The organism is Pusillimonas sp. NJUB218 (assembly GCF_003788685.1).
Classification (GTDB): Bacteria; Pseudomonadota; Gammaproteobacteria; order Burkholderiales; family Burkholderiaceae_B; genus Neopusillimonas.
Map to the genome: position 1 here is coordinate 82,262 of NZ_NQMK01000009.1, position 15,783 is coordinate 98,044.

At 58.5% G+C, this 15,783-nt stretch carries 14 protein-coding genes; 5 read left to right on the top strand and 9 right to left on the bottom strand.

The features are described from left to right. Nucleotides 1-32 precede the first annotated feature (32 nt). The 3 genes from aroC to CHR62_RS12280 all read right to left on the bottom strand — a co-directional run bounded on the left by aroC (nucleotide 33) and on the right by CHR62_RS12280 (nucleotide 3,105). Nucleotides 33-1,091 carry a chorismate synthase gene (gene aroC, locus CHR62_RS12270; RefSeq protein WP_093971422.1) on the bottom strand — a complete coding sequence of 353 codons (1,059 nt, stop codon included), beginning with the start codon at nucleotides 1,089-1,091 and terminating at the stop codon, nucleotides 33-35. Nucleotides 1,092-1,174: 83 nt separating this feature from the next. Next, complete coding sequence (locus CHR62_RS12275) at nucleotides 1,175-2,677, bottom strand: YdiU family protein (RefSeq protein WP_123661123.1); 1,503 nt, start codon at nucleotides 2,675-2,677, stop codon at nucleotides 1,175-1,177. Next, nucleotides 2,674-3,105, bottom strand: coding sequence for a DUF2069 domain-containing protein (locus CHR62_RS12280; protein WP_123661124.1), 432 nt, complete (start codon nucleotides 3,103-3,105; stop codon nucleotides 2,674-2,676). Before CHR62_RS12280 ends, CHR62_RS12275 begins: the two co-directional genes overlap by 4 nt. A gap of 50 nt (nucleotides 3,106-3,155) precedes the next feature. Here CHR62_RS12280 and CHR62_RS12285 point away from each other — a divergent pair, with 50 nt between their 5' ends. After that, nucleotides 3,156-4,496 carry a YihY family inner membrane protein gene (locus tag CHR62_RS12285; protein ID WP_233574989.1) on the top strand — a complete coding sequence of 447 codons (1,341 nt, stop codon included), beginning with the start codon at nucleotides 3,156-3,158 and terminating at the stop codon, nucleotides 4,494-4,496. Further along, nucleotides 4,489-4,956 (top strand): CBS domain-containing protein, encoded by a 468-nt coding sequence (locus CHR62_RS12290; protein WP_093971419.1) that lies wholly within the window; start codon nucleotides 4,489-4,491, stop codon nucleotides 4,954-4,956. Before CHR62_RS12285 ends, CHR62_RS12290 begins: the two co-directional genes overlap by 8 nt. 100 nt (nucleotides 4,957-5,056) lie before the next feature. Here the strand turns inward: CHR62_RS12290 and dusA are convergent, their stop codons facing one another. Further along, nucleotides 5,057-6,043, bottom strand: a complete 987-nt coding sequence (gene dusA, locus CHR62_RS12295; protein ID WP_255416211.1) for a tRNA dihydrouridine(20/20a) synthase DusA — start codon at nucleotides 6,041-6,043, stop codon at nucleotides 5,057-5,059. A 137-nt stretch (nucleotides 6,044-6,180) separates the two neighbouring features. On the opposite strand from dusA, the gene CHR62_RS12300 reads away from it, so the two are divergent. Both CHR62_RS12300 and CHR62_RS12305 read left to right on the top strand, forming a co-directional pair. Then, the gene (locus tag CHR62_RS12300) at nucleotides 6,181-7,149 is read left to right on the top strand and encodes a homoserine kinase (protein WP_123661125.1); all 969 of its coding nucleotides are present in this window, start codon (nucleotides 6,181-6,183) and stop codon (nucleotides 7,147-7,149) included. Between the two features lie 87 nt (nucleotides 7,150-7,236). Further along, nucleotides 7,237-8,052, top strand: coding sequence for a BPSS1780 family membrane protein (locus CHR62_RS12305; protein ID WP_199722941.1), 816 nt, complete (start codon nucleotides 7,237-7,239; stop codon nucleotides 8,050-8,052). A 27-nt stretch (nucleotides 8,053-8,079) separates the two neighbouring features. Here the strand turns inward: CHR62_RS12305 and CHR62_RS12310 are convergent, their stop codons facing one another. Continuing rightward, nucleotides 8,080-8,928: a PHP domain-containing protein gene (locus CHR62_RS12310; protein ID WP_123661126.1), complete on the bottom strand. Its 849-nt coding sequence runs from the start codon at nucleotides 8,926-8,928 to the stop codon at nucleotides 8,080-8,082. Between the two features lie 69 nt (nucleotides 8,929-8,997). Then, nucleotides 8,998-11,466, bottom strand: coding sequence for a DNA internalization-related competence protein ComEC/Rec2 (locus CHR62_RS12315; protein ID WP_158609126.1), 2,469 nt, complete (start codon nucleotides 11,464-11,466; stop codon nucleotides 8,998-9,000). Nucleotides 11,467-11,663: 197 nt separating this feature from the next. On the opposite strand from CHR62_RS12315, the gene CHR62_RS12320 reads away from it, so the two are divergent. After that, nucleotides 11,664-12,914 (top strand): flavin-dependent oxidoreductase, encoded by a 1,251-nt coding sequence (locus tag CHR62_RS12320; RefSeq protein WP_123661128.1) that lies wholly within the window; start codon nucleotides 11,664-11,666, stop codon nucleotides 12,912-12,914. Between the two features lie 10 nt (nucleotides 12,915-12,924). Here CHR62_RS12320 and CHR62_RS12325 read toward each other — a convergent pair whose 3' ends face one another. Genes CHR62_RS12325 through CHR62_RS12335 form a run of 3 tightly spaced genes read right to left on the bottom strand, consistent with a single transcriptional unit; the run spans nucleotide 12,925 to nucleotide 15,750 of the window. Then, on the bottom strand, nucleotides 12,925-13,743 hold the full coding sequence (locus CHR62_RS12325) for a TatD family hydrolase (protein WP_123661129.1): 819 nt from the start codon (nucleotides 13,741-13,743) through the stop codon (nucleotides 12,925-12,927). A gap of 23 nt (nucleotides 13,744-13,766) precedes the next feature. Continuing rightward, nucleotides 13,767-14,483: an ABC transporter ATP-binding protein gene (locus tag CHR62_RS12330; protein ID WP_123661130.1), complete on the bottom strand. Its 717-nt coding sequence runs from the start codon at nucleotides 14,481-14,483 to the stop codon at nucleotides 13,767-13,769. Beyond that, on the bottom strand, nucleotides 14,476-15,750 hold the full coding sequence (locus CHR62_RS12335; RefSeq protein WP_093971405.1) for a lipoprotein-releasing ABC transporter permease subunit: 1,275 nt from the start codon (nucleotides 15,748-15,750) through the stop codon (nucleotides 14,476-14,478). Before CHR62_RS12335 ends, CHR62_RS12330 begins: the two co-directional genes overlap by 8 nt. Nucleotides 15,751-15,783 lie beyond the last annotated feature (33 nt).

Below are 15,783 nucleotides of genomic sequence, written 5' to 3' on the forward strand. Positions count from 1 at the left end.
TTCACACCAATACAAACAGCAACAGTAGCCCGCTAACCGCACTGGGCGCGATGGCGCAGCGCGTGATCCATAAGAATAATAGCCAGCAAGGCCTCGGCAATGGGGGTTGCGCGAATGCCTACGCACGGGTCGTGGCGGCCCAACGTTTGAACTTGCACAGGCTCGTTGGCGCGATTAACCGAACGACGCTCGACACGGATGCTGGACGTAGGTTTGATGGCCAACGACACCAGCAAGGGCTGACCCGACGAAATACCGCCCAACACACCACCTGCGTGATTAGTTTCGAAACCATCGGGTGTGATTTCGTCGCCGTGCTCGGAACCGCGTTGCGTGATACAACCGAAACCAGCCCCGATTGATACCCCTTTAACCGCGTTCAGGCCCATCATGGCATGCGCAATATCGGCGTCGAGACGGTCGTACAACGGCTCGCCCCACCCTGCAGGCACACCTTCGGCAACGACCTCGATGCGCGCACCGATCGAGTCTCCGTCGCGACGCAGCTGATCCATGAACGCTTCGAGCTCGGGGATGATGTCGGCGTTGGGCGCAAAAAACGGGTTGTTCTCAACGTGCGACCAATCTTGAAATGGAATGGAAACCGGGCCCAACTGGCTCATGTAGCCGCGAACCTTGATACCGTAAGTTTGCGCCAACCACTTTTTGGCAATAGCCCCTGCAGCGACGGTAGGCGCCGTCAGGCGCGCCGACGACCGGCCCCCACCGCGCGGATCACGATGTTCGTATTTTTTCCAGTAGGCGTAGTCGGCGTGGCCAGGGCGGAAAGTATCGGCAATATTGCTGTAGTCTTTGCTGCGGGCGTCGGTGTTACGGATAAGCAAACCAATCGGTGTTCCCGTCGTCACCCCCTCGTACAGACCCGACAAAATCTCAACCTGATCGGCCTCCTGGCGCTGTGTCACATGACGCGATGTGCCCGGACGACGGCGATCGAGCTCGGCCTGGATGTCATTGACCGACAGGGCCAGCCCAGGGGGGCAGCCATCGACGACAGCGCCAATGGCGGGGCCGTGCGATTCGCCAAAATTAGAAACACAGAACAACTTGCCTAGAGTATTGCCGGACATGATTAACGGTATTTTTGAATAGGGTCAACGATATATGGGCGAGCCACGCAGAGGCCACCCAGGAACAGAACATGATTATTGCATTATGACGAACAACTTACCGCCAGACCGCGCGCCCAATCGGGTGCCGGGGCCGCGTACGCCTCGAAACCGGGCCGCTCGGTAAACGGATCTTGCAACAGCATCAGCAAGGTTTCGATTTCGGTAGCGTCGTCGCGCAGCGCGGCGTCGATGGCCTGCTGAGCCAGATGGTTACGCAGCACATACAACGGGTTGGCCGCGTTCATGCAGGCTACACGGGCCTCGGGGTTTTGGTCGTCGGTCGCCAGCCTTGCGGTGTACTGTGCGAGCCAGGCCTGGGCGGCATCGGGTTGGGTAAACAAGGACAAAAACAATGCCGGGTCTTGCGGGGCCTGAGCCAAATATCTAAATGACAAGGTGAAGTCGGCAGACTGGGTGTGCAGCAAGCGCCACCAGTCGTCAACCAATTGCGCATCGGTGTCTTCGTCCCAGTAGGTCAAGCCAAACTTGCGCACCAGGTTCGCCCGGTAGGCCTGCAAAAACACCGGTTCGAACTCTTGCAGCTGCGCCTTAAGGGCGTCAGGTTCGATGTCCAGCCCCGTCAGGGCGCTGGCCAAGCGGTAAAGATTCCAGTTCATGACCGATGGCTGCACATTCCAGGCGTACCGGCCATGGGTGTCGGTGTGGTTGCAAATATGGTTGACCTGGAAGGCATCCATAAACCCATAGGGCCCATAGTCGAGCGTCAGGCCAAGCACCGACATGTTGTCGGTATTCATGACGCCATGGCAAAAACCAACGGTTTGCCAATCGGCCACCAAACGAGCCGAACGACGCACAACCTCGCCCAGAAACTTGAGCGCCATATTTTGCAGTGGGTTGGCCCCACCCAGCGCGTCGTCGGTAGGCAATGCTTTAGCGCATTGCGGGTAAAACCGCTGAACGACGTACTCGAGCAGCGCTTTTAAATGTTCGGGATGATTGGCCCAATGCTCGAAAGAGCCGAACCTGACAAAGCTGGGCGACACCCGGGCAACAACTGCAGCCGTTTCGACGGATTCGCGATAGATTGGGTCATCGGCAACAACGAGAGCCAGCGAGCGTGTCGTCGGGATACTCAGACCGGCCATGGCTTCGGCCGCCAGGTACTCGCGTACCGACGAACGCACCACCGCCCGGCCGTCACCGCGCCTTGAGTAAGGCGTCATACCCGAACCTTTCAGTTGCAGCTCGAAAGGGCCCTGATCGGTGATGATTTCACCCAGCAAATGCGCCCGACCGTCGCCCAATTGGCCAGCCCACACGCCAAACTGATGCCCGCTGTACACAGCCGCCAGGGTCATGCCCCCCGGCAAGGGTTGATTGCCCGCGACCACATCAAGGAAGCCGGGCGAGGCCAGGTCGGCTGTAGACAAGCCCAGCATGTGAGCCACTTGAGGATTAGCATGCAGCAACCGCGGGCGTACCAGCGGTTGTGTGGGCAACGCAGTGTAAAAATCACCCGGCAAACCAGCGAACGAATTACCGACATTTAACCGGCCAAATGGCGAGCTGGAAGTATTCATTTGACGCCCGATGCCGAATTGCCTGCGTTATTGGCGCCCCGCTCAGCCGCAGCCTGAGCCTTTTTTGCGGCCTTGACGGCCTTTTTGGCTGGCATGACATACAAAATGGCGCACAGGTAGAACACCAGCGACAACACGATTTCGACGCCGCCCAGCATGGCCGACAATGGGGACGGATCGGAATAAGCCCGGACAACCCCCTCCATGAAGTACAGCAAAATCAGCATGGACGCCCATTGCAGCGTGTACACACTACCCTTCAATACACCGCGCAAGGGCAATAATAAAGGCAATACTTTAAGCACCAGCAAAGAGCCGCCCGGGCGCAACGGGGCCAGGCCAAGCTCCCAAACCAGACACAATACGATGAGGCCCACCAGCGACGCAATGGCGCCGTAGCGGTAAACAGGATTAAGTTGGGGTTTCATACTGGTATTATTACCCGAATGCCGATCTTCGTCATGAACGCAATCACCGAATGACAAAACCAGAAGCCGAATCCCGTAGCGCTACCGACCCGCTTTCAAAAAGGTTGGGCCAATGGTGCTGCGATGCCCGGCAAGTGTTGCACTACGCCATGCAACGCGCCGCCGAAAAAAAACTGACGCAGGTAGCGTCCAGCCTGACATTCACGACGGTGCTGGCCATTGTGCCCATGCTGGCCGTAATTTTGGCCCTTTTCACTGCGTTCCCGCTGTTTGCCGACTTTCGCGAAGCCCTTGAAAACTTCCTGGTCAACAGCCTGATGCCGCCCACGGTGTCTGACACTGTCATGCGCTACCTTAACCAGTTTGCCGCGCAGGCCTCGGGGCTAACAGCCGTGGGCACTGTGTTTTTGCTGGTGGTTTCGGTCATGCTGATCATGACCATCGATACCGCTTTAAACGATATCTGGCAGGTAGAGCAACAGCGCCCATTACCGCAACGCATACTGGTGTACTGGGCCATTATTACGTTGGGGCCGGTGCTGGCCGGGGCCAGCCTTTGGGTCACGTCGTATCTTGCCCAACAGGCCGTATTCAACGTTGGGCATATCACGTCGAGCGTGCGCTTCTGGCTGTCGTTTATACCCATGTTCATTACAGGGCTGGCCTTTACCGCCTTGTTTGTCTGCGTCCCCAACCGACATGTATTCTGGCGCGATGCGCTGGCCGGCGGCTTTGGTACCGCGATCGTCCTCGAAGCCATGAAGTCGGGGTTTGCGCTCTACATTACCAAGTTTCCGTCGTACACCATTATTTACGGGGCTTTCGCCACCCTGCCTATTTTCCTGCTCTGGATTTATCTGTCGTGGCTGGCCATTTTGTTTGGCGCAACGGTTGCCGCCACCTTGCCCAGCTTGCGCCTTCGCCGCTGGGCCGAACAACGCCGGCCCGGGGCCACGTTCATCGACGCCATACGTATCATCCGTCTGCTGCGCAGTACACAGGCAAGTGGCGAACCCGGCCGCAGCACCCGTTTTCTGGGGGCCCATTTACGTTTGCACTACAACGAACTTTCTAATGTATTGGCCACCCTCAAGCAGTTGGGGTTTGTCGTGCCCACGCAAAAGAAAGGCCAAGATTACTGGGTGCTGGCCTGCGACTTGCGCGAAGCCCAGTTAGGCACCCTGATTGACGCACTACTGATAGAGCGCGGCCAAAACGGCCTGGCCGACGACCCAAGCCTAGCCGCCGCAGTATCGATCGCACTGGCGGCCCAACAAAAAATAAGTATTGAAGACGTACTGAACGGGGAAATCGCTATACCCGAAAGCCCCGGAATAGTGCAGAATAATTCAACAAAACCAGAAAAGCCCACGGAGGCAAGCCATGCTTAAAGTCAGTGAAATTCTACGCGTTAAAGGCAATACCCTTTACACGGCCACCCCCGACACCCCTATCAACCAGGCGCTGGCCACCATGGCCGAACAAGACATCGGTTCGCTGGTCATAATGGAACACGGTGAACTGGTCGGCATGCTCACCTTTCGCGAAATCATTCGTCACCTCACCAAAAACAACGGCCTGATTGGCGATTTCACCATTCGCAGCGTCATGGACGACGCTCCCGTCAGCGTAACGCCCAACACCAGCGCCGACGAAGTCCAGCGGCTCATGCTCGACAAGCACGCGCGCTACATGCCCGTCATGGACGGCCCGGTGCTGCTGGGGGTGATTTCGTTTTACGACATGGCCCAAGCCATTGTGGCCGCGCAAAAGTTCGAAAACAAAATGCTCAAGGCTTACATACGCGACTGGCCCGAAGGCCAGGAAGACCCGGAAGACGATAAGGTATGAAAACGGGGGCAACATGCCCCCGTTTGCTTTAAGGCATTGTTATGCCTGCCACGACACGAAAATACGCTGTATATCTTGTCACCGTGCATTGCGTGCGTTACTACTGGCCGCTGGGTACCTCGACCTGAGCCAACGCGGTTGCAATAACGGCCGGGTCGTTTGCACGCAACAGGTTAGGGTCAGACAGCATACGGCGCCACCGACGCGCCCCATAAAGCCCTGTCATCCATCCCAGCATGGGCCTGACCACCACGCGCAACGGCACGCCCCGGGCCACTTGTTGCGCCGCATAGTTCATCATGGCCGACACAACCGCTTGCCGTGTGCCCACCGGAGTATCGGGCCAGCATAGCCGGCTGATGTCAGACAGCACGCCCGGGTCGTGCCAGGCTGCACGCCCCAGCATCACACCATCGAACTGGTCCAGCAAAGCCCCCGCCTGTTCAGCTTGCGCAATCCCGCCATTGAGCACCACGACGGCATCGGGAAAATCGGCGCTCAGTCGCGTCGCCACCTCGTAACGTAACGGCGGAATTTCGCGATTATCTTTCGGGCTTAACCCCTTAAGCACGGCATTACGCGCATGCACAATAAACACTCGACATCCGGTGTTGTAGATTTCGCCCACAAAGTCGCGCACGAAATCATACGATTCGTTGTAGTCCAGGCCAAGGCGGTGCTTGACCGTCACGGGTACCGACACCGCATCTTGCATGGCCTTGATGCCATCGGCCACCAAGCGGGGTTCGGCCATCAAACAAGCACCAAACGCCCCTTTTTGCACCCGCTCTGAAGGGCAACCGCAGTTCAGGTTGATCTCGTCGTAGCCCCACTGCTCGCCAATGCGGGCAGCGCGCGCCAGCGCATCGGGTTCACTTCCGCCAAGCTGCAGGGCCACCGGGTGTTCGGCCGGGTCGAAATCCAGCAGGCGCGGCAACTGCCCGTTTTCAATCGCACCCGTCGTAATCATCTCGGTGTACAAACGGGCATGCGGCGCCAGCAACCGATGAAAGAACCGGCAATGGCGATCGGTTACGTCGATCATAGGGGCGACGCACAAGCGCCAGCCCGGGTGCCCGCGCCGAATGGCGCCTGAAGAATCTGTCACAACAAGACCTGTTTGAAGAGAATGCCCAAAATTTTAACGCCTGCGGGTCACAGGCTGCAGCGGGTAGACTAAAATCGGCCCTTTGACGACGCAACCTTAAACTTTTTATTCGCGCCATGGCCGTTTTTACCCCTGTTTCCGACTCCGACGCACAACACCTGCTTTCCCGTTATTCGCTGGGCGAACTGGTCTCGTTGCGCGGCATCACCGCCGGTATCGAAAACACCAACTATTTTTTAACGACCACACAGGGCGAATATGTCTTGACCATTTTCGAGGTCTTGACCTTTGAACAGTTGCCGTTCTATATCGAACTGATGCACCACCTGGCCGAACAGGGCATACCCGTGCCCGAACCGCAAACCGATTGCGACGGCCTGCGTATTGGCAAACTGCATGGCAAACCCTGTGCCATTGTTACCCGCCTGAATGGCGGCTACGAGCCCGACCCCAGCGCACGCCACTGCGCGCTGGCTGGCGAAACCCTCGCCCGCACACACCTGGCCGGGCAGTCGTTCGGTATTCACCAGCCCAACCTGCGTGGGCTGGCCTGGTGGCAAGCCACTATTCCGCAGGTGCTGCCGTTTTTAAACGGCGAACAGACCGAGCTTATCCAGGCCGTATTGCGCGAACAAACAGAATTCGCGCAAACCAGCACCTACCAGCAACTGCCCTCGGGCCCGGCCCATTGCGACCTGTTCCGCGACAACGTTTTGTTCGACGGCACGTTCGAAAGCCCCCGCATGGGCGGTTTTATTGACTTTTACTTTGCCGGCTGCGACACCTGGCTGTTCGACGTAGCCGTCAGCGTCAACGATTGGTGCATCAACCGCCACGACGGCAGTTTCAACACCGAAAAGCTCAACGCCTGGCTATCGGCTTATGCGGCTGTCCGCCCCTTTACCGATGCCGAAAAAGCCGCCTGGCCGTTTATGCTGCAAGCCGCTGCCCTGCGGTTCTGGGTATCGCGCCTGTACGATTTTTTCTTGCCCCGGCCTGCCCAAACCCTAAAGCCGCACGACCCCACCCACTTCGAGCGCGTACTTGTTGCTCGCCGGGCCCACGCCCCTGCACTGACAGGTTAAACGGCAACGCGCTCTGGGTTAAAACAGCGCATTGGCGTTTTTGCCCGAGCACCGACAATTTTTACCGTAACTGGAAACTTACCGCGCATGCAAGCCGCCATTCTTCCTTACTCCGCCGGTTGGCAATGGATCAACGACGGTATCCAGCTGTTCAAGCGCCAGCCCATGGCCATGTTCTTCTGGAGCCTGGTTACGGGGCTGCTGATTACCATCACATACCTTATTCCCCTGTTCGGCCAGATGGCGCTTATTGCCGCTATGCCGTCGCTGACCTTTATTACCTTGAACGCGTGCCGTCACATCGAAGCCGGACGGCAAATAATGCCCGGCATGTGGCTGGCCCCCATGCGCGACGCCGTCGCCCGCAAGGGGCTGTTTCGGCTAGGGCTAGCCTACTTGGCTTGCTGCCTGCTGGGCGGCCTGATCGCCACCGTACCCTTTTTAGACAGCCTGATGGCGGCCGTTAATACCGACGGTCGCATCGACGAAGCGGCATTACTGCAGGCCGTACAGGGGCCATTTATTACGTTTGCTGTTATTTATGTACTGATTTCGGCCTTCTTCTGGCATGCCCCGGCGCTAGTGGGCTGGCATCATATTCGCATGACGCAAGCGCTGTTCTTTTCGATGGTAGCCTGCTGGCGCAATAAATGGCCGTTTTTGCTGTATGGCGTCAGTTGGGCCGTAATATTCTTGGGCGCCCAGTTTGCTGATGGCTTTTTGATGCAGTTGGGCTTGTCGGCCGCCACCGCACAACTGCTCATGACCCCCGTCAATCTGTTGATTGCCGCCGTGCTGTACTGTAGCTTTTACCCCACCTACATGAGTGTTTTCGGCAATAATTACGCCCGTCAGAACGACCCGACCCCTACCGACGAGCACACCCCGCCTAACGCGGGTTAGGCCCAAGCCGCAGGCCGGGCCTGCGCCCTACACCCAGTCGGCCCATACCGGCTTTAAACCCTGCGGCAACGGGGGCAAAGCGCCCAGGTCGACCGGGCTTTCGTCTGGCGAATGGAAGTCGGACCCACGCGACGCCTTGAAGCCATAGTGCTTTGCTATTTGCGCGTAAATGGCGTATTGGTCGGGCCGGTGGCTGCCCGTGACCACTTCAATACCCTGCCCCCCAGCGTCACGAAACACCCCGTACAGGGCATCGAACTGGGTGTCGTCAAACTTGTAGCGGCCCGGGTGCGCAATAACCGCCATCCCACCCGCTGCCTGTATCCAGCCAACGGCGTCTTCAAGCGAGGCCCAACGGGTAGGTACATTGCCTGGTTTACCATCGCCCAGATAGCGGTCGAACACCTCTTGCATGGTCTTGAACCAGCCCCGGCTTACCATGTAACGCGCAAAATGCGTACGGCTCAGCAATTGCGGGTTGTCGGCATAGGTCAAGGCGCCTTCATAGCAGCCGTCAAACCCCAAAGTAGCCAATTTGTCGCCCATGTCGCGGGCACGGCTTTCGCGCCAGCCGCGCAACTCGTTCAAAGCATTGACCAGACCGGCGTTTTCCGGGTCGATATTCAGCCCCACAATGTGCACGGTTTGACGCGCCCACGACACCGAAATTTCTACCCCAGGGATGAACAGTAAGCCATGGTCGGCCGCTGCTTTGGCCGCCGGCCCCAATCCACCCAGTTCGTCGTGATCGGTTAAAGACCACACCTGCACCCCCTGCTTGCACGCGCGCTGCGCCAGCGCCTCGGGCGCGAGCACGCCGTCGGAAAACGATGAGTGACAGTGAAGGTCGACGTTAAGGGGTGCGGCTACAGCCATTGAAGGTGTCCTGGGGCAATTGAAAATTCATTTTATATGAGTTCTTTTCTATATTTATACAGGCCGGGTTCAGTCACCATGGGGCAAAGCGACATTGCGCTGCCAGTAGCGACGATACTGCACGCGTTCAGCCTTAACACGCAGGCCCTCAGCCGTTGAGTCGACTGTCAAGGCCCCATGCCAATCGGTTCGCCAAAAGTGTGCGCCTGCAGCTTCCCAGCGCTGCTGTACAGCCGGCGCGGGGTGACCGTACCGATTCTGCCAACCATTTTGTGAAATGACATGCAATGGACGCGTCGCCTGGACAAAAGCCTGCGACGATGAAAACCGCGACCCATGATGCGCAGCAACCACGACATCGGTCGGCCCCAAGCCTCGCGCCAGTAAACGACGCTCTTCTGCGGCACCGATGTCCCCGGTCAACAACACACTATGATGCTGGCCCTGAATCTGCAGTACACAGGCGTTTCGGTTACGCTGGCCTGAAGTCGAACGCACATTCTTGTCAGCCGACGGCCTGGGTGCCCCTGGTACCACATGCCGTCGCTCTGGCTGCTGTTCGGGCAAGGGCCACAAAAACGAAAATGTCACGCCGTCAACGCGCCAGCTAGCCCCGTACGCACAGCTCGTCGCCGCCAGCGGCATATTGACCCTCTGACTGTCACCCAGAAGGCGCTGCGATTGGGCTAAATAGGCATCCAGCGCAAAAGAGGTGTACGACTGCCCTACAGAAACGGCTTTGAGCAACGACAACGCACCACCGGCGTGGTCGACGTCTGCATGCGACACCACCAGCACATCGACGGATCGAACACCAGCAGAGCGCAAATAAGGCACCACGGTACGCGCCCCTTCGTCGGCGTCGGGCCCATGCCGCACGCCGGTGTCAAAAACCAGCGTACGAGTCGCTGTTTTTACCACCAGTGCACTACCCTGCCCCACGTCAAGTGCCACTAAAGACCAATTGCCGGGCGCCGGCCGGGCAGGCACCCAAAACAACGCCGGCGCCATGAACGCCCAGCCCAATGCCCTGAGCGGTAGCCCGTAGGGCGCAATCGCCACCAGTAAGCCTGCTACCGCCAAGACAGTCAATATCTTAGGCCCAGACGCCACCGAGACGCTGGCCCATGACCACTGCGCCAACATCTCGGTGGGCATCATCATTAACTGCATCGCACCGTGTGCCACCCATACCAGCAACTCCGCGATAGCTTCCAGACCCGGCGCTATAGATACCGCAGCGGCCACCAGCGCTAAGGGCGTTACGATAAAACTAACCACCGGAATCGCATAAGCATTCACCAATGGCGACACCAACGACACATCGTTGAATAACAAGGCCAGCAAAGGCATTAGCCCCGCCGTAATGGCCAATTGCAGTCCCGTTGCCATATACACCGCCGACCAAACCGTGGCCCGGCGCCCTTGGGAAAAGCCTGCCGCACGGCGCCCCCACCATTGGGCGCTGGCCATCAGCACATACACTGCGCCAAAAGACAGCCAAAAGCCGGTAGCAAAAAGCGCCCAAGGGTCTAGCATCACGACGATCACGGCAACCAGCGCCAACAAACGCGACAGCGACAATGGCACCCGAAGAATTTGAGTTGCTGCAACCACTGCCAGCATCAGAAAAGTTCGCCGAGCAGGTACCCCCCAACCGGCCAAAAGACAATACAGCCAGGCGACAATCAGTGCGGCAACAGCTGCAGCCACCTGTGCTGGCACCCGTTCAGCCCAACCACGTCCCCGCCAATGCACCCGCCTCCATAGGGCCAGCACCATTAAGCCGCCGATGGCAGCAATCATGGTGATGTGACTTCCGCTGATTGAAATTAAATGCGTCAGACCTGCGCGGTTATAAATCATCCAGTCGGCAGGCCCAATACTGGCCTGGTCGCCGATCGTTAACGCCAACAACACCCCGCCATACCGAAGGCCATCAACATACGGCCTCATGGCATCGCGTACGTAATGCCGCGCACGCTGCGCGCTGCCCGCAATGCCCACCCAGCCGTCGTCGTGCATGTAGGCCGGCCGGCCACGTACCGCCCCCAACGCCCTTATTCCGTGGCTGAACACATAAGCTTCATAATCAAAGGCCGATGGGTTGCGGGCGCCCGACGGCGACTTCAAGGTCAGTGCCATACGCCACACCTGCCCCGGGATCAGATCCGGAAACTCGGCCGGCGGCGCGCTACTTCGGCCATAAACACCGGCATATCCCGGCGCGTTCCATGTCACCATAATGTGTCGCGGTACGCCTTCAGGCTGCGACGACAGCACCTCGGCCTCGAACTGTCGGCCGTCAGCCGACAGTTTCGGCAAGCCAGCAATACGCAACACAACGCGCGACACCCTGTTTTCGTTGGTGGCCGCCAGTCGATCGCCCAACCGGTATTCGACACGCACGGCTGTGATACCCAATGCGAAGATGCCGATCCACAGTACCCATAGCAGCCAACGCCATCGCGTCGGCACGACGCGACCGGCAAGCAGGCACATCAACACGAGCGTGCCCCATTCGGCCAACGTCGGCATGCGGGGCAACAGGTGTGCCGCTGCCGTTCCCCCCAGTACTGCTAGCGCACACAACCGCCCTCTCACCCTGTCGTACTCCAAATTGCACAGGCTAACCGCCGGCAGGCATGACAAGGCGCACCAACGCGCTCATTTGCCCACCCCGGCAAACCCGCCGGCTTTTGTTATGATTTCGCCGTCATTTACGGAGAACAAAATTGAAAGTCATCATCACGGGTGCGGGGATTGGCGGGTTGTCACTGGCACTGATGCTGCATGCCCGCGGCATTGAGTGCGAGATTTACGAAAGCGTTCCCGAGCTTAAACCTTTGGGTGTGGGCATTAATTTGCTGCCCCACGCTGCCAACGAAATGGACCAGTTGGGACTGCTGGAGACACTAAGTAACAACGCGGTGGCCACGTCGGCGCTGCACTACTACAACTGCCACGGACAAAAAATTTGGCAAGAACCACGTGGCCTGGCTGCCGGCTACCCAGTACCCCAGTTGTCCATTCATCGGGGCAAACTGCAAATGCTGCTGGCCCAAGCCGTTATCGAACGCCTTGGCGCCGACCGACTACATACCGGCATGACGTTTGAATCGGTTCAGGAAAATGAAGACGGCGTCACCGCCTGCTTCGTCAACCGCGAAGCCAACACACGCCATACCGTGAAAGCCGATGTACTCATCGGGGCCGACGGCATTCATTCGGCGGTGCGCAAACAGTTTTACCCCGCCAATGACGACTTCCAGTTTTCGGGCCGTATTTTGTGGCGTGCAGTCACCTACACGACACCGTTTCTGGATGGCAAGACCATGTTCATGGCGGGCCACCCCGACGTCAAATTTGTGGCCTACCCCATTTTGGACGACCAGACGCCGGCCGGTAAGACGGCCATTAACTGGATCGCGGAACTGACCGTACCCGACTACGACCTGAGTAAAACCGACTGGAATCGCGGCGTCGATAAAAGCGTGTTCGAGGGCCCGTTCCAAAGCTGGAAGTGGGACTGGATCGACATTCCTGCCCTGATCGCCGGTACACATGCCGTGTACGAGTTCCCACTGGTCGACAAGAACCCCTTGCCGCGCTGGTCATTTGGGCACACGACGTTAATAGGCGATGCGGCGCACCCGTTGTACCCCATTGGTTCTAATGGTTCGGCGCAAGCCATTCTCGACGCACGTTGCCTGGCCGACCACCTGCAAAAGGTGGTTTCGGGCAAACATCGCAGCGTGCCTGCTGCGCTAAAAGAGTACGAGGCCGACCGTGTTCCACCCACTACAGGCCTGATCCTGCGTAACCGCCTGAATGGGCCAGAGCAAGTGATGCAGATGGCGCATGAACGGGCGCCCGAGGGCTTTACACACATTCACGATGTTGTGTCGCCCAACGAACTGGAAGAGGTATCTACACGCTACAAGCGCATTGCCGGGTTCGACCCGAAAGCACTGAAGCGCGCCTGAACGGGCTGCATTAACGCCCTGGCAATGCCACCAGCCGGGGCAGCACACGACACGCCGTGTGCCAGGTGGTTTCAATGACTTGCGCGACCGGCATGTCGCGCAAGTCGGCCAGTGTTTGTGCAATATGCGCAACCTCAGCCGGTTCGTTTCGGGCAGGCGGCCCGCCAGGCGTGCCCAACCATGCCGGCGCAATATCCGGTGCATCGGTTTCAAGCACCAGGCTGTCTAAAGGCAACTGTGTTGCCAAGCGGCGGATTTGCAATGCGCGGGTAAATGTCATGGCACCGCCTATGCCCAACGCAAAACCCTGGTCTATAAACTGTCCCGCCTGCTGAAAGCTGCCATTGAAGGCGTGCGCAATACCGCCGATGCGCCCGCGCTTACGCAGCCCCTGCAGCAACAAGTCTTGTGACTTGCGCACATGCAACAGCACCGGCAAACCAAACCGATGCGCCAGATCGAGCTGGGCTTCGTAAAACCGTTGTTGCTTCGCCCGCATGGCGGGCTCGCACAATTCGGGCACAAAAAAATCAAGGCCGATTTCTCCCACGGCGACCAGACGCGGGTCGTTGATATGCGCACTCAACCAATGCGCCAGCGTGTCGAGGTCGTGCGCTTGCGCGCGCGGCACGTACATAGGATGAATACCCAGGGCGTACGCCCCACCCTTCAACTCACGGGCCAATGCTTGCACGGCAGCGAAATTGGCCACTTCGACTGCCGGTAACACAATACCTTGAACGCCCTGCTGCTGAGCCCGCGCAATAACGGCCTGGCGGTCGCTATCGAACTCGGCTGCGTCAAGATGACAATGGGTGTCGATCAGCATGACCAGAGTATGCCTACAGTCTGTTAATGCGTGGCGTGGTATTGCTCGGCCTCGACCAGACGGCCATCGACCATGTACAGTTGCCGGTGCGCTAGTGCGGCCAACGCAGGGTCATGAGTCACTATGGCAAAGGCGGTGCCCGATTCGCGGTTGACGCGTACCAGCAGGTCGAACATAGACTGCGCGGTATGCCTGTCGAGGTTACCGGTAGGCTCGTCGGCCAGCACGCAAGCCGGCCGGGTAACCAAGGCGCGCGCCAAAGCAACGCGTTGGCGTTCGCCGCCCGACAGCTGACCGGGGAAGTGGGCCACGCGGTGCGACAACCCCACCTGCTCTAGCACGGCCGCAGCTTGCTCGCGTGCGTGCGGGCGCTTTTCTCCGCGAACAATCAATGGCATGGCTACGTTGTCGAGCGCCGAAAACTCGGGCAGCAAATGGTGAAACTGATACACAAAACCTAAAGCCTGGTTGCGCAAAGCACTGCGCCGTGCCTCTGACAAGCCCGCGGTAGATTCGTTATTAACGCGCACTTCGCCGCCCGAGGGTTGATCGAGCAAACCCAAGGCGTGCAATAAGGTGCTTTTACCCGAACCCGAAGCGCCGACAATGGCCACCATTTCGCCTGGCGCCACATGCAAGCTGACGCCGCGCAAAACGTCGATACGGCTGCCGCCCTCTTCGTAATACTTGGTCAAGTTTTCGGCATCGAGCACATTGGCTTGTTGAACAACATCAGTCATGACGCAACACCTGTGCAGGTTGAAGACGCGAAGCGCGCCAGCTGGGGTATAGGGTGGCCAATAAAGACATCACCAAAGATGTCAGCCCAATAATCAGCATATCGCTTAGCTGCGGGTTGGAAGGCAATTCGCTGATGAAATAAATTTGCTGGGGCAAAAACTCAATACCCATGAGGTTTTCAATAAAGGGCACGATCACGTCGATGTTGTAGGCCACCAAGGCGCCCAGGCCTACGCCAACCGCAGTACCCACCACACCAATCAAAGCCCCCTGAATAAGAAAAATTCGGGCAATGTCGCCCGGCGTCGCGCCTATGGTGCGCAAAATGGCAATATCAGATTGCTTGTCTTTAACCGCCATCACTAATGACGACAACAAATTGAAGGCCGCCACGGCCACAATCAGCGCCAAAATCAAAAACATCATGCGCTTTTCGGTCTGGACGGCAGCGAACCAGGTTCGGTTGTTTTGCGTCCAGTCGCTGGCCCGCACATACGGCGGCAACGCCTGCATAAGCTCGCGCGCCACCACCGGCGCCTGTTGCATATCTGTAATGCGAAGCCTTACTCCGCTGATACCGCTGTCGCGAAACACCCGAGCGGCATCTTCGACGTTAACGAAGGCCAACGAGACGTCGTACTCGTAATAGCCCGAGGAGTACACGCCACCCACCGTAAACTGCCGCATGCGCGGCGTAAAGCCAGCCGGCGATACGGCCCCCTGAGGCGCCAAAACCATAACCGTGTCGCCTACAGTGACCCCGAGCGAACGGGCCAACTGGTTGCCCAGCACAATATTGAAAGCGCCGGGCGTCAGGCTGTCGAGTGAACCAGCAACCATTTGGCCGCGCAGATCGGACACCGCGGCTTCGGCCCCCGGGTCGACGCCGCGAATTTGCGCACCGTTCAAAGACTCGCCGCGCGCGACCATGGCCTGAGCCGACACAAACGGCGCCTCACCGGTGATAGCGCTATTAGCGGACGCGGCCTGATCGGCAATAGACCGCCACTGTTCGAGCACCTGCATGGGCGACGCACTCGGCACAAATAACTCGATGTGCGGCAACACCGACAACATGCGGTCGCGCACCTGAGTTTGGAAACCGTTCATGACCGACAGCACAATAATAAGTGCCGCTACCCCCAAGGCAATGCCCGCCATCGACGTGCCCGCAATAAACGAGACAAAGCGGTCGCGCTTACGAGCTCGCCCGCGGGCACGTGCCAGGCCCGCATACCGGGCCCCTATCCAGAAAACATACGACATCAGTCAGATCACCACGTTGTCATTAACACTACA